The 17,401-nt window shown below is 47.1% G+C and carries 17 protein-coding genes and 2 pseudogenes; 4 read left to right on the top strand and 15 right to left on the bottom strand.

What is annotated here, in order from left to right:
* Nucleotides 1-77 precede the first annotated feature (77 nt).
* Both ACZ439_RS21345 and ACZ439_RS21340 read right to left on the bottom strand, forming a co-directional pair.
* The gene (locus ACZ439_RS21345) at nucleotides 78-1,073 is read right to left on the bottom strand and encodes a Gfo/Idh/MocA family protein (RefSeq protein WP_464620175.1); all 996 of its coding nucleotides are present in this window, start codon (nucleotides 1,071-1,073) and stop codon (nucleotides 78-80) included.
* A gap of 137 nt (nucleotides 1,074-1,210) precedes the next feature.
* Nucleotides 1,211-2,110, bottom strand: a complete 900-nt coding sequence (locus tag ACZ439_RS21340) for an ABC transporter substrate-binding protein (protein WP_054798990.1) — start codon at nucleotides 2,108-2,110, stop codon at nucleotides 1,211-1,213.
* A 159-nt stretch (nucleotides 2,111-2,269) separates the two neighbouring features.
* Between ACZ439_RS21340 and ACZ439_RS21335 the strand changes: the two are divergent.
* Nucleotides 2,270-2,452: pseudogene (locus ACZ439_RS21335) on the top strand (ABC transporter substrate-binding protein); the annotation flags it as partial.
* Between the two features lie 138 nt (nucleotides 2,453-2,590).
* Here ACZ439_RS21335 and ACZ439_RS21330 read toward each other — a convergent pair.
* From ACZ439_RS21330 to ACZ439_RS21300, 7 genes and pseudogenes are all read right to left on the bottom strand, one after another.
* Nucleotides 2,591-3,043 (bottom strand): helix-turn-helix domain-containing protein, encoded by a 453-nt coding sequence (locus ACZ439_RS21330; protein ID WP_464620174.1) that lies wholly within the window; start codon nucleotides 3,041-3,043, stop codon nucleotides 2,591-2,593.
* A 280-nt stretch (nucleotides 3,044-3,323) separates the two neighbouring features.
* Nucleotides 3,324-3,857, bottom strand: coding sequence for an RNA polymerase sporulation sigma factor SigK (gene sigK, locus ACZ439_RS21325; protein ID WP_464621154.1), 534 nt, complete (start codon nucleotides 3,855-3,857; stop codon nucleotides 3,324-3,326).
* 115 nt (nucleotides 3,858-3,972) lie between these two features.
* Nucleotides 3,973-4,212: a hypothetical protein gene (locus ACZ439_RS21320; RefSeq protein WP_464620173.1), complete on the bottom strand. Its 240-nt coding sequence runs from the start codon at nucleotides 4,210-4,212 to the stop codon at nucleotides 3,973-3,975.
* Nucleotides 4,213-4,230: 18 nt separating this feature from the next.
* Nucleotides 4,231-5,106 (bottom strand): D-psicose 3-epimerase, encoded by an 876-nt coding sequence (locus ACZ439_RS21315; RefSeq protein WP_464620172.1) that lies wholly within the window; start codon nucleotides 5,104-5,106, stop codon nucleotides 4,231-4,233.
* A 257-nt stretch (nucleotides 5,107-5,363) separates the two neighbouring features.
* Complete coding sequence (locus ACZ439_RS21310) at nucleotides 5,364-5,708, bottom strand: hypothetical protein (protein WP_464620171.1); 345 nt, start codon at nucleotides 5,706-5,708, stop codon at nucleotides 5,364-5,366.
* A 32-nt stretch (nucleotides 5,709-5,740) separates the two neighbouring features.
* Nucleotides 5,741-6,613 (bottom strand): methyl-accepting chemotaxis protein, encoded by an 873-nt coding sequence (locus tag ACZ439_RS21305; RefSeq protein WP_464620170.1) that lies wholly within the window; start codon nucleotides 6,611-6,613, stop codon nucleotides 5,741-5,743.
* A pseudogene (locus tag ACZ439_RS21300) lies at nucleotides 6,610-7,943 on the bottom strand (IS4 family transposase). The gene ACZ439_RS21305 and the pseudogene ACZ439_RS21300 overlap by 4 nt, the downstream one beginning before the upstream one ends.
* A 482-nt stretch (nucleotides 7,944-8,425) precedes the next feature.
* Between ACZ439_RS21300 and ACZ439_RS21295 the strand changes: the two are divergent.
* Genes ACZ439_RS21295 through ACZ439_RS21285 form a run of 3 tightly spaced genes read left to right on the top strand, consistent with a single transcriptional unit; the run spans nucleotide 8,426 to nucleotide 11,154 of the window.
* On the top strand, nucleotides 8,426-8,959 hold the full coding sequence (locus tag ACZ439_RS21295) for a DUF6431 domain-containing protein (RefSeq protein ID WP_464620169.1): 534 nt from the start codon (nucleotides 8,426-8,428) through the stop codon (nucleotides 8,957-8,959).
* 49 nt (nucleotides 8,960-9,008) lie between these two features.
* Nucleotides 9,009-10,361 carry a DDE-type integrase/transposase/recombinase gene (locus ACZ439_RS21290; RefSeq protein WP_464620168.1) on the top strand — a complete coding sequence of 451 codons (1,353 nt, stop codon included), beginning with the start codon at nucleotides 9,009-9,011 and terminating at the stop codon, nucleotides 10,359-10,361.
* Nucleotides 10,354-11,154 carry an ExeA family protein gene (locus ACZ439_RS21285; protein WP_054799535.1) on the top strand — a complete coding sequence of 267 codons (801 nt, stop codon included), beginning with the start codon at nucleotides 10,354-10,356 and terminating at the stop codon, nucleotides 11,152-11,154. Before ACZ439_RS21290 ends, ACZ439_RS21285 begins: the two co-directional genes overlap by 8 nt.
* A 77-nt stretch (nucleotides 11,155-11,231) precedes the next feature.
* Here the strand turns inward: ACZ439_RS21285 and ACZ439_RS21280 are convergent, their stop codons facing one another.
* The 6 genes from ACZ439_RS21280 to ACZ439_RS21255 all read right to left on the bottom strand — a co-directional run bounded on the left by ACZ439_RS21280 (nucleotide 11,232) and on the right by ACZ439_RS21255 (nucleotide 17,165).
* Nucleotides 11,232-11,549 (bottom strand): CHASE3 domain-containing protein, encoded by a 318-nt coding sequence (locus ACZ439_RS21280; protein ID WP_464620167.1) that lies wholly within the window; start codon nucleotides 11,547-11,549, stop codon nucleotides 11,232-11,234.
* A gap of 142 nt (nucleotides 11,550-11,691) precedes the next feature.
* The gene (locus tag ACZ439_RS21275) at nucleotides 11,692-12,669 is read right to left on the bottom strand and encodes an ABC transporter permease (RefSeq protein ID WP_464621153.1); all 978 of its coding nucleotides are present in this window, start codon (nucleotides 12,667-12,669) and stop codon (nucleotides 11,692-11,694) included.
* A 34-nt stretch (nucleotides 12,670-12,703) separates the two neighbouring features.
* On the bottom strand, nucleotides 12,704-13,654 hold the full coding sequence (locus tag ACZ439_RS21270) for an ABC transporter permease (RefSeq protein ID WP_464620166.1): 951 nt from the start codon (nucleotides 13,652-13,654) through the stop codon (nucleotides 12,704-12,706).
* A 24-nt stretch (nucleotides 13,655-13,678) separates the two neighbouring features.
* Nucleotides 13,679-15,190 (bottom strand): sugar ABC transporter ATP-binding protein, encoded by a 1,512-nt coding sequence (locus ACZ439_RS21265; protein ID WP_464620165.1) that lies wholly within the window; start codon nucleotides 15,188-15,190, stop codon nucleotides 13,679-13,681.
* A 79-nt stretch (nucleotides 15,191-15,269) separates the two neighbouring features.
* On the bottom strand, nucleotides 15,270-16,346 hold the full coding sequence (locus tag ACZ439_RS21260) for a sugar ABC transporter substrate-binding protein (protein ID WP_464620164.1): 1,077 nt from the start codon (nucleotides 16,344-16,346) through the stop codon (nucleotides 15,270-15,272).
* 21 nt (nucleotides 16,347-16,367) lie between these two features.
* A complete protein-coding gene (locus tag ACZ439_RS21255; protein ID WP_054796791.1) occupies nucleotides 16,368-17,165 on the bottom strand; it encodes an SDR family NAD(P)-dependent oxidoreductase in 798 nt (265 codons plus the stop codon).
* Nucleotides 17,166-17,401 lie beyond the last annotated feature (236 nt).

The following is a 17,401-nucleotide window of genomic DNA, read 5'->3' as shown; positions in this document are numbered from 1 at the left end:
TTATATTCCTGGTTTATGGATAAACGTTTAACCATCGTTCATGATAAAGCATGAAGGAATGCGATTACAATGATGATTTATATGAGCAAGAACGTTTCTCTATTCATGGATTCAAGACACGCTTCCATCACTTTCATGTTTTGAATCGTATTTTCCGGCGTATAGGTGGGCGTTCGCCCTTCCAGCACACATTGAGAGAAGTGTTCGACTTGAAGCACATACTGATGTCCGATCAACTTTTCTTCCTGGAAAATTCCATCCTTTGTTTGGGTCACGATGAGGGCTTCGCCATTCACCATTTGCGGAACAAAGGCCCTTGTCGCTTTAACGCTGCCTTTCGTTCCAACGATTTCATAATGATCTTCCCGCGTACGATCCATCGAGACATCGAATAAGGCGGTCATTCCATTATCGAGCTCCATAATCCCGATGACGGACATATCCACTCGGCCCCCGGAATCCTTCCGTCCCGAAGCAAAAATTCGAACAGGTTCAGCGCCCAGGGCATTTCTGATGGAATGCACGCAGTATCCGCCCAAATCATACATACTGCCGCCGCCCATTGCCGGATTTACGCGAATATTTCCAGCCCGGTCATCGAGATAAAACGAAAGACTTACCCTCATAATTTTCGGCTCGCCGATTTCGCCGGAAGCAATAATCTCCCGTACTCTTTGATGCTGCGGATGAAATTGATACATAAAGGCTTCCATAAAAAGAACATCGCTCTTTTTGCAAACTTCTATCATTTCTTCAGCTTCACTCGCGGTTAAAGCCGCTGGCTTCTCGCAAAGTACATGCTTCCCGTTTTCCGCAGCTCTCTTTACCCATTGCGAATGAAGCGCGTTCGGCAGCGGAATGTAAACCGCATCGACTTCCGGGTCTCTCAATAAGTCCTCATAGGTTTCATAGACCTTAGGAATGCCGAACTTCAAAGCAATGTCTTTCACTTTAGTATTGGAACTGGCGATGGCAACGACTTCTGCATTCGAAGCATCCATAAAAGCAGGCAGCAGTTCATCTTGAGCGATTTGTGCCGTACTCAAGATTCCCCAACGAACAGATGCAGTCAATGATTTCAGCTCCCTTAGGATTATGTAGATTATGCCTGATCTTCATGCATGATTTTTTTATAGCTTTGTTTTCCCTCCTCGACGCTCAAATGATTGGTTAAACCTTTTTCCACCTTTATATTAGCTCACCCATACAATTATTTCAATATAATTTTCAGGGTGCTGGCGCCTGCTCTACATTCCCGCGTCACAGCCAGCGTTTTATCCACGAATTTGCCTACATCAACCTTGGAGGGAAGTACCTGCAGCTCGGAGAATATGTCGCTGACCTGCTGGACCTTCTTGATATCGTCATCGCTCACCGGACGCAAGCTTTGCTCCCCTCGTCCGACAACGGCCTTGGCTGTATGTTCTCCTAGCCGGGTTTGATCCTGATATACCTTGGCATACGCGTCCTGGTTCTGATTGCCCCAATCCCAGGCTTTGGCGAATCGTTGTAGAACGTCTTGAATCGCGGCCCTTTTGCCCGGATCCGCAAGCGCTATATCGGATGCAGTTAAGAATCCGATGCCCGTATTGATATCCGTACCATCCCTAAGTACACGTGCCCCTTGCCCTTGGGCGTTGGCGTTGTATGGATCGAAGGTCGCCCATACCTCGATCTTTCCGGAGGTAAGAGCGGCTAACGCATCCGTTGGTAACACAAAACTAATTTTTACGTCATCGACGGTAAGCCCCGCTTCCTTCAGAGCGCCGATGAGCAAATATTGGGCAACGCTGCCCTTTGCGGAAGAGACGACTACGGTTTTCCCTTTAAGCTCTGCAATCGATTTAATCGGGGAGTCTTTAGGAACAAGAATCGTAATACTCTTGCTAGGGCTCGTCGTCGTCGCCACGATCTTAATCGGAACGTCGGATCCGGCAGCTGACAGAACAGGCGTATCCCCAGCGGGAGCCGTATCCACTTCACCTGATCTTACCGCTTCAAATAAAGGGGCGGCTCCTTGAAAATTCGCCCACTTGATTTTGTACGGCGTGCCTTCCAATACCTTGGCCGCTTCCACTCCCGCACGGAACCCTCCGGCTTGATCTCCCAAGACGCGTAACCTGCGAGAGGTCAATTTTCTTTTCTTCCGGTTTGGCATTCGCCGCTTGACCGCTAGCCGTGCCATTAACAGGAGCGTCCGTCTTTACGCCGCAAGCTGCTAGAACGAGGACAGCAAGCGCCGTCATCGCCAAGGAAGCTATAATTTGCTTTCGACAGCCTGATCGTGGAATTACCGGATCATACCTTTAAGCCTTGGCTAGCTACATCATGGGAGGTAACGGAAGATAAGAAGACTTACACATTCAAGCTGCGGGATGATGTGAAGTTTCATGACGGCACCCCGTTTGATGCCGAAGCTGTTAAATTTACGTTTGACCGAATTAAAAGCCCTCCGTCGGCCGGCGTTCCTTATTTGTGAAATTGAAATAAGTGAAGATTTTATTCAAAAAAAAATGAACATTTGAACGACCGTATGCCCCTAATAATGAACGGACGGCCTCGTCTGGACTAAGCCGCCCGTTATGACCCGTTATGCCAAAGCTTTTTCTATCGTTTGCAACAGTTGTTTATTATCCAGTTTTCCGTTTATGATTTTCAAATCCTGCAGCTTCTGCAAAAAATCTGTATCGTCGCCGATCAATTCGATCAGATGCTGCAGCTTTTTCGATTGGTCAGCCAGTCTGGTTATAAAATCTTGAATCATTTGAATATCCTGAGACGAAAGAACAGCACCATCGAAGGTCGGCTTTTTCAGCAAAATCGCTTTCAGATCGTTCCCGCTTGAGCTATTACGGCTCAGCAGCTCGTCAACGGAAACTCCGAACACATCGGCTAGTTTGAGCAGAATGTCGATCGTAAATTCGGTAATATCCTCCTCCAGGCACCTGTATTTGACAATGTTCAGCGATAACGATTTAGCCACCTCTTCATCCGTGTAACCTCGTTGCTTCCTAATTTGCGCCAATTTACTTCCGATTCTCATAAGCCTATCCCCCATATCATTGAAATAAAAAAGAGACGCAGCATCGCCGCGGGAATTGTCCCGCAGAAACGTTGGTCTCCAGTTGCCCGGTAGACGGCGAATCATCTTCTAAACAATCCGCTTATACCAAGTATTATACTTGGATTAATTTGTATTTCAATACATTTTATAAAATGCACCCTATTTCAGGAAAAATTTTTGCTTTTCTGCTGCTTCAACGCCACCCAATAAATCGAAAGGCCTGCCTAGTAGGCAGACCAAATTTAATATGCTTATTCAACTACCGCTTCGCCTTATAAAACTCATGATACAGCTTCATCAGCGCCCTCTTCTCGATCCGTGACACATAGGAACGCGAAATCCCAAGCTCCTTCGCAATCTCCCGCTGCGTCCGCTCCTCGCCGCCATGCTCCAGCCCGAACCGGCCGACGACAACCTCCCGCTCCCGCTCATCCAGGATATCGAGGTTGCGGTATATTTTGCTCTTCTCAATCTTCAGCTCGACCTTATCCGCAACATCGTCCGCCTCCGAGCCGAGAATGTCGATCAGCGTAAACTCATTTCCCTCCTTGTCCGTTCCTATGGGGTCATGAAGGGATACATCCTTCTTTGTTTTCTTCAGGGATCGTAAATGCATCAGGATTTCGTTTTCGATACAACGAGCTGCGAATGTAGCCAACTTCGTTCCTTTGTTCGGTGAGAACGACTCGATCGCCTTGATCAGCCCGATCGTACCGATCGAGATCAAATCCTCCAAATCTTCCCCCGTATTATCGAATTTTTTGACGATGTGGACACGAACCGATGTAACCAGTGGTTAGTTGAAAATTCTCTTGGTACTGTAAAATAAAAACTTTCAACACTTGCACAAACTAAAAAAAAAGGCGCTAAACCACCATAAACGATGGCTTAACGCTTGAATATCATGATTATTGATTCCCGTTAACAAGAAATTGAAACAGCAAATTAACGTCGTGAGGGTCATGAGCAATAATTTCAATGTCCGATATTTGCGCATCCATAAATATTTTACTCAATGCTATATAGTGACTTAATTTGGATTTGAGATTAATACGGTCCCCTTCCGAAGATATGAGTTCAACTACACCATGGCACTTATCCAGCACTTCAAAAAAACCATCAATATCTTTAATATTATATATTTTCATTCGTGTCCCCTCCTCACACTAGTTTTCGTGTGATTTTAGAAAATTCAAAGCTTTTCTGATCGATATGTCGAGTTCAGCGTCGGTTTTGCCGAAAGTAAGGTCGCGATACAAACCAATATCTCTCCCAATCTCGCCGCCTGTCGTAATAAAAGACTCAATAGTTAAAATACCGTTAAATCCTATGCTTTTAAGGGCATGAAACAGTTCTTCCCAATTTGTCCTTCCATGTTTGCTAGGAAGACTGCGGTCGCATTCTCCTAAATGCATACAACCTAACCGATCTCCAGCAGTAAGAATAGCGTTCTTGAAGCTAGACTCTTCGATGTTCATATGAAACGTATCGAGCACAAGTTTGCAATTCGGACTTCCGATTTCATCAATAAAATTTCTGCCTTCTTCGGCAGTGTTCATAACCGTTGTCTCGAAACGATTTACAACTTCAAACAAGTAAGTAATACCGAGATCCTCAGCTGTTTTCGCCAATTCCTTCATGCTGTTCACGCTATTCTCGACATAAACTCTCCGATCGAACTCATTGTTTTCAAGCTTGCCCGCCCAAGCCGCATAGTTGACTCCCCCAAAAGCGGTACCGCCCATACTCGCAATTACCTCGAGAACATGTTTCACATATTCGATTGCTTGTCTGCGAATTCGCTCATCTTTGGAGGAAAGATCATGCTCTCTCGCAAGTCCTGTCGAATATGTCATTTCTATACCGTACTCATCAGCGACTTTTTTCAATTCCAGATATTCATGCTTAGGCCTCATCAACAAGGTGGGCACAAAGATCTCAACCACATCAAACCCATTTTTCGCATGCCGTTTCACCGCATTAAACAAATCAAAATTCCAATTTTTTTCGCCAAATGAACTATGAACACCGTATTTGTACATGGGTACTACCTCCTATGTTTCGAGAAGCCAATTTTTCAATCCATTCATTTTGAACAAACTCATTCAGTATTAAGCGCTTACATAATGACGATTCAGCCTATACATCTCGCCAATTGCCCCCATCCCCCCTTTTCAATATTCCACCAGTCCATGATGAATTCTATTACTCATATAAAATTGGGAATCATGTTCTGAGAATGCGGGACCGTCTCCAAATGGAATCAAACCCACCCCGCATCTCTGTGAACCTGAAGCAATTAAAGCTTAAAATTATTCACCAATACCCGTAGCTCTTCAGCCATCTCTGCAAGATTCGTTGCGGAACTATTTATCTCACTAATTGACGCTAATTGTTCCTCCGTTGTCGCGGCAGCTTCTTCAGAATGTGCCGCATTGCTTTGAGCAAGTTTCGATATATCATCTGCAGATGCGGAAACTTCAGTCACGCTCGCCGATATTTGTTCAATAGTAGCCGTGATTTCTTCAATTTGTGGCGTAACATTTTTTGCGCTCTCAAATATCTTTGCGAACTTGGCCGAAGTTTCTTCAGACGCAACAAGTCCCGATTTGGCATTGTCCAACACGTTATTCATGATGTTCACGGATTGTTGACTGTCCTTTTGTATTCCTTCGATTAAATCACTAATCGTATGTGTTGAAATTTTGATTGTTCAGCCAGCTTTTTAACCTCGTTAGCCACTACGGCAAAACCTTTTCCATTCGAACCGGCCCTGGCTGCTTCAATGGCTGCATTAATAGCCAATAAGTTCGTTTGATTAGCTATCTTGTTAATTACATCTAAAATGTTACCGATTTCCTGAGAACGTACGGATAATGAATCTATTACATCATTAGACTGTTTAACCGATTCATAAATAAAGCGCATTTGGTTTACATTGTTTTCAACATATTGATTCCCTTCTTCCGCTTCCCTTGACGTCTCTTTGGACAAATCAGAAACTTCGTATGCCCGTTCTGCAATATTTAACACGCCGATTAGTACTTCTTGCAGAGACCGGGTGTTACTACTTATTTTGAGCGTGGTATTTTCAGCGCTGTTTGCAATTTCCTCGATAACCGTTGCAACCACTGCGGATGAGCTGTTCGTTTGGTCAACCCCTGCTTTTAATTGTTCTGCGGATGCGGCAATATGCTCAGCGCTCATTTGGATACGGCTGATCGTGTTCCTAAGATTGTCAGTCATTTTCTCAAAAGATTCCTTCAGCATATAGATTTCATCTCTGTTTTTCAGATGCAGCTTATCTACAGTAAGATCACCTTTTGCTACTTGTTGAGCAACTTTATTCAGTCTTTCGATTGGCCGTGTTACAAATAAAGAGATGGCAACACCGAGAAAAATAGCCACGACAGTTGCAAAAATGCTCACAATTAGAATTTTCAACATTCCTTTTGCAGACTCGGTTTTGGTTTGAGCAATAGCTTGATCAGCCTGTTTGGTTATCAGATTATATAAGGACTCGGATTTGAAATAGATATCATAACTCAACTTTCGCAGCTTAATTGTCCAAACAAACCCTTGATATAACTGGGCAAACTCGAAATCCATTGCTGGAGTTGACGAAAAACGGCAGACTGATTCCGTTTGGACTTAGCTTCCGTGAACTCCATGAAAAATGCAATCAGATGTTGCAAAGCCGCTTTGAGATCCAGGTCTCGAACTTCGTCGGAAAACAAGAAGAACAGCCCCCCCAGTGACCGCGCGTCGTTTTCGTGACGACGTTCCCATTCCATCACGAGATAACGCGTCAACACGATGGTGGTGTGGCTGATGAGCATGTCAAACGAACGGCCTTGGAACTCCGTACCCAGCTTCAGATACGATTTAGCAAATTTGAAGAAGGTCTCGATGATCCAACGCATGCCGTAAATACGAACGATCTCGGCATCTGTCAACGCCAAGTCGGTACTGAGCAGAACCAGCCAATCCCGCCGCCGATTGCGATTTTGAACAAAGACCAGTTTGACCGGCAGACCGCAGGCGGTTTGAACGATGATCGAGCCCAGAATCTCCTTGTTTTTATGCTTTGGCAAAAGGGCATAAAGTCCCTGGAGCGTCAGGCTTTTTCCGTCGAACCGGTATCGCTGCTTCATCGCCTTTACCATACCAATGACATTCAGACCTTTCGCCATCAGTTCACGCAACAGAGGCGCTTGGGTAAACCAACTGTCCATCAGGACAAAATCCGCACTGAATCCGGCCGCGATCGCTCGGTTGAGCAGAGCCACAACCGCATCCGGCTTACGCGAAAGCGCCTCGATACGGCGTTTGTAGCCTTGCGTACGCTTGGACAAACGCTCCTTCATCTCGCAAAAGCGATTCGCCAGCTTGGCCGAACTGAGCATGACAAAATAAATGGGCACGAAGCTGAAGCCATCCGACCATCCGAGCGTGAGCATGTTGTAGCCGCGGGTATATCGCCCCGTCGTATGATCGAAGACGCGGGCCAGTAACGAAGAACCGAATCATCGACAATGAAAGCCCGAATGCGGGACGGGGAGGTCAGGGAATCAAAATGCTGAACGATCTTCAGACTCAAGGCATGCAAAAATCGTCGCCATGCGAAGCGCGGGTGGTTTAAGAACCGATAGACCACATCTTTGCCAGGCAAAGACTGGCGGCGATCGCTGTTGAGAAGACGAAACCAGTTACGCCCTTCAAATACAAGCACAAAGATTAGTCGAAAGATGGCGAGACTGGACCAACCGAACGACTTGGAAATACCGGCATTGCGCAGCAGATGACCGATTTGCAGAGCAGAGAACGCAGCCGAAATTCGTTCTTGACCCTTTTCAGACAGAGAGTTGTGTTGTACCATAGGGTTACGCACCTTTCTGTTTGGGATGGTAAGCCTTAGCAACTTCCATTTTACCAAACGAGAAAGGTGTTTTTCTGTCAAGATCGAGATTTTTTGAGAGGAAATCCTAGATCCATCAAGGCTTAGCACAGATTTTCAAGGTGCGAAAGTTGAGTATCATAACTAATGGGTAATACTTTTTTTTGTTCCTGCTCAAATGAGAGTTGCTTATTGCTGATGGTAATATCCATGACCTGGTTTGATTCCAAGCGAAATTGATCATTCAAATTCTTCAATTCATCAAATTTTGCTTTTATATCCGGGTTTGCAGCTGTTGCCGCTGAAAGATAATGCCCAAATGCTGACGGGATTGCCTGTACGGGAGTTGCTGAATATAATGACCGTATCACAGAAAAGGAAAAGGATGCTTCCCATGGATGTGAGCCTGCGCCAACAGGTTCACGGGATGCATCCCCAACTCAACATGGTCATTGTATCAAAGTATGAGCTGGTTGAGAAGTCATCCGGCGTTTTTTGTTCGGTGTGCAGAAGTGGTACCTTCTCCCTGTTGCGGGGAAGAGCTTAGAGTCATAGGGAGCCGAAAGCGGAAGCTTACAAGTGAAGACGGGGAAAGCCGTGTGCTTGTAATCCGCCGGCTGCGTTGTTCTGGGTGCCGGAACATCCATCATGAGCTTCCGGATTGTGTAGTGCCATATAAACGCTATGAATCCGCATGTATTGAGCAAGTCGTTTCGGAGCCAGAGGCGTCATCGACCGTAGCAGCAGACGACGCTACTCTACGGCGCTGGAAGAATTGGTTTCAAGGAACATATACGTATTGGCTTGGGTGCCTAACATCCATCGCGATTCGCTTTCACCAGGACCCTGTGGAGAACTTGTCCGTCCCTTCGCAGTCTGCACATCATCGAATCGGACATTACGTCGGGGACGCTTCTGGCTGGCTAGCCAGAATTGTCCGTCCCGTCGTCAATTCAAATTTGTGGGTACATACCCGTTCTGCATTCTTGTCCACCTAGCCCTTGCGGTAGACTCATCTCGAAGTCTACCAAGTGAGGTGCAAGATAGATGAAAGATCAGAAGAAAGCCGAGGCCGTCGCTTCAGAGCGTGTGCAGCTTTTATCTCCGCTATTAGCAGAAGGGATTGACCCTGCCAAGGCTCGAGAACTCAAAGCGAGGATTTGTGAGCAGACAGGGCTCTCCGAGCGGACGCTTCGCCGGTACTTGGCCAAGTATCGTGAAGAGGGATTCGCGGGGCTAAAGCCCAGAGGTAAAGGGCGCAAGCCGTCAGAGGCGACGATCCCGCCGGAAGTACTGGAGCAAGCCATTTTGCTTCGCCGTAAGGTGCCGGGTCGAAGCGTTGCGCAACTCATTCAGATTCTCGAATGGGAAGGTCGCATCAGGCCCGGCGAGATCAAGCGCAGCACCCTTCAGGAGAAATTAGCCCAGCGCGGCTACAGCACGCGTCATATGCGCATGTACGCCGAATCCGGTGTCGCTGCTCGGCGGTTTCAACAACGACATCGTAATCGTCTTTGGCATTCGGATCTGAAATACGGCCCTTATTTGCCCATCGGCCCCGGCGGCGCTATGAAGCAAGTGTACCTCGTCACGTTCATCGACGACGCAACACGGTTTGTGCTCCATGGTGAGTTCTATCCGGTCATGGACAAGACCATCGTGGAGGACTGCTTCCGTAGAGCTATCCAGAAGTTCGGCGTTCCGGAGTCCGTGTACTTCGACAACGGCAAGCAATACCGAACCAAATGGATGACGCGTGCGTGTTCGAAACTCGGCATTCGGCTGCTTTTTGCCAAACCCTACTCGCCGGAATCAACCGGTAAGGTCGAACGGTTCAACCGCGTCGTCGACGCTTTTCTTAGCGAGGCAGCTCTCGAGAAGCCGAAGACGCTCGAACGGCTGAATGAACTGTTTCAGATCTGGTTGAGCGAATGTTACCAGAACAAGCCGCATTCCGCACTCGAGAACAAGCTAAGCCCGGAATCCGCCTACCGCAGCGACAAGAAGGCGCTCCGGTTCGTGGATCCGGATGTGCTTGCGAATGCCTTTCTGCATTGTGAGTCACGCAAGGTAGACAAGTCCGGCTGTATTAGCTTCATGGATCGCAAATACGAAGTCGGTCTGCCCTTCATCGGATGTACGGTGGATGTGGTGTTCGACCCGGCAGATATCTCGGAGCTTACGATTGAATACGAAGGTCATGTGCCGTGGCGTGTTCGAGAGCTTGTCATTGGAGAGCGTGCAGGCAAGCGTCCTTCGCTGCCGGAGCATCTGGGCCCTGTTGCTGCGGATGCATCAAGACTACTCGCGGCAGCGGAGGAACGAAACCGGGATCGCAAGGCAGAACAGGCACCCGCTGTGGCCTATCGCCGGGTGAGCAAGGAGGACGGTCATGTTTGAGTCGTTCTACGGTCTTGGACGTTCACCGTTTTCGCGGGACTTACCAACGAGCGAGCTCTACGAGTCGGTCATTCTGGAGGAGACGCTCGGTCGTCTCGAGTACGCGGCTCACCGGCAGTGGTTTGCCGTTGTAACCGGCGATTGCGGCACGGGCAAGACGACGACGATTCGCCGATTCACCGAAGTGCTCGATCCGGCCAAGTACAAGGTGCTCTACTTGTCCGATTCGAAGCTGACCCCGCGGCATTTTTACAAGGGATTGCTCGAGCAGCTCGGCTGCGAATCGAAGTTCTACCGTGGTGATGCCAAGCGCCAGTTACATCGCGAGATTGAGCTTATGCGCGGCATTCACCGGCTCTTGCCTGTTGTAGTCGTTGATGAGGCTCATCTGCTGGATCGAGAGATGCTGGAAGAAGTACGCTTCCTGCTTAACTTCAAGATGGATGCGCAGAGTCCCATGGCGCTCATCTTGGTTGGTCAAAGCGAGCTCTGGGATCGCCTGAACCTGCAGGCTTACGCGGCTATCCGCCAGCGAATCGACTTGCAGTGTAAGCTACCACATTACGATCGGGCTCAGACCGGCGATTACATTCGCCGTCACATGACGTTCGCTGGTGCTGATCATGACATTTTCACCGAAGGAGCGATCGATGACATCTTCCGCTTCTCGAGCGGTGCCGCCAGAATGATCAACAAAGTATGTACACACGCTCTCATCTACGGTTCGCAGAACAAAAATCGCATCATCGACGATCATATGATCAAGCGAGTCATCCAGGGAGAATTATCGTGATTCTCCCTTTCTCGTAGTCTCGCTCGGACAGATTGTCCGTCACCATCAGGACAACTTACGCCGTCAACTGGCGGACATTATGCGTTAGCAGTAACAGCAGCCAACGAGCGACCTTTTTCAATAAACTTATCAATATCGCTATTCGCAGAATTCGTATAATCCCTCATGTCTTTGGTTTCATACATCAGGTATCCGCGTAAAGATCCGTTCTGCATATGCGAACCTGCTTGAATGCTTTGTACAATGGACTTCAGTTCCAAAAAACTTCCGATTACGTAATCGTACGATGTTGTTGTCCGCGTTGCATGATCATAAGAAAACCATGCTGAAATGCCAAAAATCAGGGAAACAAGAATAAAACTTCCGATAAGTTTTTGTTTGATAGAAAATCTCATGCTGCGGACATCTCCCTTTTATCGGTGCCTAAATGGGTTGTATTGGCCAAAAAGCCCATGATCATATTATAGAATATTATTCTATTGTGTAAATAATGAATAAAATTTTATTTTATTGCAGATAAACTTGAGATAATTTTTATTACCTTTTCACCAATCCACGTTGTTTTCTGAGGGCCAACACTCCGTCAGAGGTCACTACCAGAACCAGCATCATCCCAATAACAACATTTTGCCATTGAGGCTGCACTTCAAATAAATTAAAACAATTGCTGAGCAAAGACGTGAACACCACCCCCGAAACCGCCCCTATCATCGACCCTTTGCCTCCTGCCAAGCTTGCTCCGCCGATAATGCAGCTGATGATAATACTCATATGCATGCCCTGCCCCATGTACCTGTTTGCCATTTCATACCGCGCTGTTGACATAATTCCTGCAATTGCCGCTAATGAACCGCTGAGCCCAAATGCGATCAATTTGATTTTTTGCACAGGTAAGCCCATTAACGCCGCTGCTTCCGGGTTTCCCCCCAAATAATACAAGTTACGTCCCGCCGGCGAATAAAAGATTAAGCATTGTACGATAACAGCAAGGATGATCAACACCCACAACATATAATAAATTCCGAGAAACTGCCCGTTGCCTAGGTGGACGAATGAATCCGGAAAATTGCGATAGCCTTCCCTTCCTTTGCCGACCAGTAAAATTTCGGATATTCCTCGGATCATATACATCATGCCGATGGTCACGATCAAATGATTGATTTTGGCATATGCGACCAAATACCCGTTCAGCAAGCCGATTGCGGTTCCGGCCAAGATCCCTGCAAGCACGGAGAGGCCTACGGGAACCCCGTGTTCCAGAAGCATGGCGGTCACAACACCGCATATACACATCGTGGAGCCGACCGAAAGATCAAACACACCGGTGACGAGAAGCAGCATCATTCCGATAGCGATAATGCCGGCAGGCGCAATCGCCGTCTGCAAAGAATCCAGATTCGACACGTTAAAAAAATATGGACTAAACCCAGCAAGAACAATGACCAGAACTACATTGATGAGAAATGATAAAGATGCTTCATTTTTAAAGTAGCCGTTCATACGTTTAAGGTTCATGACATGCACTCCTGTTCCCCTGCAGCGTTATCGGTCATTTCACGTTTCTATTGAGTAGAGAATCAATAAAGACGGCGATAATTAAAATAAAGCCGACAATTACTTGCTGAATAAACGGATCGATTTTGAAAATGATCATCCCGTTAAAAATAACCGAGAGGAAGACCATTCCAAGCACCGATCTTAATACGCTGCCTTTGCCGCCAAATAAGCTTGCTCCGCCCACCACTGCGGCGGTTATCATCAGAAACTCCAAGTTAACCCCCGTCGTAACATCCGCATGCATGATTCTTGAAGTAGCAAGAATGCCGCCTACAGCAGCCGTAACGCTGGAGACTGCGAAGGTAATGATTTTTATCTTATCGGCTTTTATTCCGTAAATTCTGGCCGTTTCCACATTTGCTCCTGCGTAATACATCTTTTTGAATACAATGGATTTAACAATTAACCATTCCAGGACTGCCACAAGCGCAAACATGAACAATATGCTCCAGTGGATGCCTCCGATACGGAAATTGATGAAATGCCTGTAGCTGTCCGGGAAGGAATACCCTTGAAGCGTACCGATCAACAGCCAGTTTACGCCTTGGATCATGGTCATCATGCCGATCGTTACCATCATGGAATTGATCCTGAATGTCGTAACAAGCCAGCCTGAAACCGCTCCCAAAAAAACGCAAACCAGCAAGGAGAGAATCATCAACGCACCCACCAATGTACCGCTAAATCCGTACACTGCTCCGACCGACATGTCCACTTCTCCCATGATCATTAAATAGGTAAACCCAATGACGGCAAAAAATTGAATGGAAACGCCAAACAAGATCGAATAAATGTTGTTATAGGAAAAAAAACTGTTCGTTGCGACACTGAGGAGCGTACATAAAACCAGGGTGAGTGCTACAATGGACATAGCGCCGAGACGAAGCCTGGGTTTAGAAACATCCAATGTTCGTGCATGCTCTACGTTTCTCTCGATAATCATCGCTTTTTCCTCCCCTTGCACCGCTTATAACGCCGCATATGACATAATTGCTTTTTCGTTGATTTCGCTGCCCTTGAGTTCGCCGCTGAGCGTCCGGTTTCTCAAGATCAGCACTCGATCCGCCAGGCTGATTAATTCCGGCAGGTCCGAGCTGAATACAATCAGGCTCATCCCTTCCTTGGCTTTATCGAGTATGAATTGATGTATTTCGTTCTTGGCTCCCACGTCGATTCCGCGCGTAGGATCGTTAATAATCATGCAATCCGGCTCCGCTCCCAAACAAACGGACAGCATGATCTTCTGTTGATTGCCGCCGCTTAACGTCCCCGGCTTCGTCCAAATCGAGTGGATCGCAACAGAAAACATACGGATAAAACGGGTCGTATGTTGTTTGAGCGCTTCTACGTTCAACAAGGTACAAGATGATAGCTTCTTCAATACGGGCAACGACATGTTATCCATAGTCGACATATGTAACAAAAGGCCGGCTTGTTTGCGATTCCCGTGGAGATATAAAACTTTGTGTTCAATAAGCTGCTCCGGGGTGATTTTTTCCAGTTTCTTGCCGCAGCAATAAATTTGTCCATGATCTCTGCTTTCAAGCCCGAAGATCAACCGGGACAGCTCATGCGTTCCCGAACCTTCCAAACCGTAAAATCCTAATATTTCACCTTTCTTTACATGAAAACTCACATCATGAAGAGATCCTTTTTTGGTTAGCCCTTTTACCTCGAATAGCGTGTCCTTGTTCTCCAAGCCGGACTCGTACTGTTTGGTTACGTACAATTCTCCGCTTAACTCCCGACCGACCATATTGCTAATAAGAATGTTCTCAGTCAACTGCTCGTCGTTATTTAGTGTGCATATAAATTGGCCGTCTCTTAAAATCGTCACCCGATCGCTTAATTCCAGTATCTCGGGAATCCTGTGCGAGATGTAAATGATGGTAATTCCGCTATCCCTCAGCAGTTTCAATACTTGAACAAGACGATGAGCCTCTTCGTTGTTCAAGCTGGAAGTAGGTTCGTCCAACATGATGATTTGTTTGCGTAGACTGATCGCCCGCAAAATTTCAACCATTTGCTGTTCGCCCAACGTCAACGTACTCAGCTTTTGCTCGGGCTTGATCTGCAATTGGAATACATCCAATTTTTTCTGCGCTTCATCATGCAATCTCTTCTTATCGATGAACCCGAATTTATTTTTGAAATTGCTCATTGGGAAAATGTTCTCGGCAACCGTCATATTTTCGAACACGGCCAATTCTTGATGAACCATGGAGATGTCCAGCATTTGCGCATGCTTAGGGTTATAAATCTCTACCGGTGTCCCGTTGATCATGATCGATCCCGAATCCGGTGCCTGCTCGCCCATAATGATTTTAATCAGTGTGCTCTTTCCCGCTCCATTCTCACCCAATAAGGTGTGAATTTCTCCTCTATTTACGGAAAATGATACTTCTTTCAGAGCTTCGACCGCTCCGAACCGTTTGGAAACCTGATGGATGACAACTTGCCGATCGCACTCTTCCCTCATCTTCCTCTTCTCCTCTCCGCTTCTGTGTAAGGGACGGAGTCAGCGGTCTCTTCTTGCAGACCCTGACTCCGTTTACGAATTACTGGTACAGCTTCTCGCCTTTTGGAAAACGCGGCAAGTTTTTATATAAGAACTCATCCACATTATTTTTGTCGATGATGACCGTATGCTCGTACATCGTCTCAGGCATGATGTTGACATTTGCCTTAGCGTTATCTCTGGATACCGGTACATTCTTTAAGCCGATATTCTGATCGTTATAAGCTTCCAACAGCAAAATGGACATATAAGCATCCGTTGCCGTTTTATTGATGACTGTTGCTCGAATCAGGCCTTTTTGAATATACTCGACGGTCCCGGTTTCTCTATCATGGGTAACGACAGCTACCTTCTTGGGATCGATATTGAGCTCCTCCATGGCCGAACCGATCCCCGTACCGGAGCTCGAATCAAGCCCGACAACGGCAGTCAAATCTTTATAGTTATTGAAAGCCGATTTTGCCGCTTCAATCGCCGTCTCCGTATTAGCCTTATCGTCAACTTTGCTTAACAGCTCCCAATCGGTGCCCTTTAATCCGTCCATTAGGCCCCTAAATTTATCGTCCGTGTTAGACGCGCCCCAATTGCCAAGTGCAACGAGTTTTCCGGAATTACCCGCTTGTTTGATCAATTCTTTGGCGGTATCCACACCCGATTGATAATTATCCAGACCGATATAGGTCATGACGCCGGCATCCGGCACCGTTGACGTCATGGCTATGACCGGAATTCCTTCCTTCATGGCGCGTTTGATAGCCGGTACCTCCGCAGAATCCCACAAACAAGTAATAATACCGGCGGGCTTCTTGGCAATGGCCTGCTCCAATGCTTCCGCCGCCGCTTTACTGTCGAAGCCGTCAGGCCCCATTTTGACAATTTTGACCCCGAATTTCTCGGCAGCGTACTTGAACCCAAGGTGAGCATCGATCATATAGGGATGCGCCTGAAACCCGGATACGAAATAATATACCCTTTCTTGAGCGGATTTCTGTTCGCTTGCCGTTGAAGTCACTTGGGTGTCGTTCTTGGAGGCGGGGGTGTCTTTGCATCCTGCAAGCGCTGCCAAAACTATAAGCGTTAATGCCGCCAACATTGTTCCTGTTTTCCGATTGATCATGGACGAATCCCCCTATTGAGATCAAATATGCTTGATAACCCCGGCATCGATCAGGATGTTATTTCCGTTAATGCCGCTGTTGGCGGCTGTAGAAATCACGGTCATGGCCACTTCTTCGACAGTCAAAAATCTTTGCAATAGCGACCCGGAGTCCGTACCGTGCTTGTAATAATTGATTTGAGCCTCTTCCATCGTAATGCCGTCTCTTTTCGCTATTGTTTCCAAATACTCCAGAACTCCCGCCGTCATCGTCGCCGCAGGCAAAATCCTGTTCACGGTTACTCTCGTGCCTTTCGTCAATTCCGCCAAAGCTTTTGTTAGCCCCAGGCAAGCCGACTTCGTTGTGGAATAGTGCGCCATGTCGCTGTTTACCCTGATGCCTGCTTCGCTACCGATATTGATGATTTTTCCGGAGTTCGCCGCAAGCATGTCGGGTAGCGCTCTCCGGGACATTCTGACGATGCTCATCACGTTGACATTGAAGATGTGGAACCAATCTTCATCGGTGATTTCGGTAAATGGCACCACTCCGTAAATACCGACATTGTTGACCAATACATCGAGCTTTCCGCCATTCACTGCCTCGTCGTACAGGCGATTGGCGCCTTCCAGAGTGCTCAGGTCTGCGGCAACTCCCCTTACCTCCGAATGCGGATACCGGGCCTGCATGAATTGCACAACTTGATCGACATGCTCTTTGCTCCGCCCGTTAATGATGACGTTGGCCCCTTCTTCCAGAAATGCTTGCGCAATGGCATTTCCAATCCCAAGCGTCGAGCCGGTAACCAATACGTTCTTTCCCTTTAAACCCGTTTCCAATCCGATAACCTCCCGTATGATGGCGTTTTCATTTTCGTCCCCCCCAGTATAAATGACCCTAAAAAATGCAAAAGTACCCACTTTTCAGTAAGTTACCTTACAAAATGGTAATCTTTATTGAGTTAGCGTCTTCGCGGAATTGAAATTACTTGGAATGGGGTTCGTCGGAAGATATTCGCATCGAGGGATTCTGTGGAACATAATACTTTTCCGCCCATTTCTGAATCATGTCCAAG

This window comes from Paenibacillus sp. JCM 9796, assembly GCF_055379675.1.
This window is presented reverse-complemented; position numbering and strand designations above follow the sequence as displayed.

Coding starts and splice junctions, on each gene's coding strand:
- ACZ439_RS21265 (WP_464620165.1), bottom strand. CDS start 15,190: ATGAGGGAAGAGTGCGATCGGCAAGTTGTCATCCATCAGGTTTCCAAA.
- ACZ439_RS21295 (WP_464620169.1), top strand. CDS start 8,426: ATGAGCTGGTTGAGAAGTCATCCGGCGTTTTTTGTTCGGTGTGCAGAA.
- ACZ439_RS21330 (WP_464620174.1), bottom strand. CDS start 3,043: ATGAGAATCGGAAGTAAATTGGCGCAAATTAGGAAGCAACGAGGTTAC.
- ACZ439_RS21315 (WP_464620172.1), bottom strand. CDS start 5,106: ATGTACAAATACGGTGTTCATAGTTCATTTGGCGAAAAAAATTGGAAT.
- ACZ439_RS21320 (WP_464620173.1), bottom strand. CDS start 4,212: ATGAAAATATATAATATTAAAGATATTGATGGTTTTTTTGAAGTGCTG.
- ACZ439_RS21260 (WP_464620164.1), bottom strand. CDS start 16,346: ATGATCAATCGGAAAACAGGAACAATGTTGGCGGCATTAACGCTTATA.
- ACZ439_RS21280 (WP_464620167.1), bottom strand. CDS start 11,549: ATGAGATTTTCTATCAAACAAAAACTTATCGGAAGTTTTATTCTTGTT.
- ACZ439_RS21285 (WP_054799535.1), top strand. CDS start 10,354: ATGTTTGAGTCGTTCTACGGTCTTGGACGTTCACCGTTTTCGCGGGAC.
- ACZ439_RS21270 (WP_464620166.1), bottom strand. CDS start 13,654: ATGATTATCGAGAGAAACGTAGAGCATGCACGAACATTGGATGTTTCT.
- ACZ439_RS21275 (WP_464621153.1), bottom strand. CDS start 12,669: ATGAACCTTAAACGTATGAACGGCTACTTTAAAAATGAAGCATCTTTA.
- ACZ439_RS21290 (WP_464620168.1), top strand. CDS start 9,009: ATGAAAGATCAGAAGAAAGCCGAGGCCGTCGCTTCAGAGCGTGTGCAG.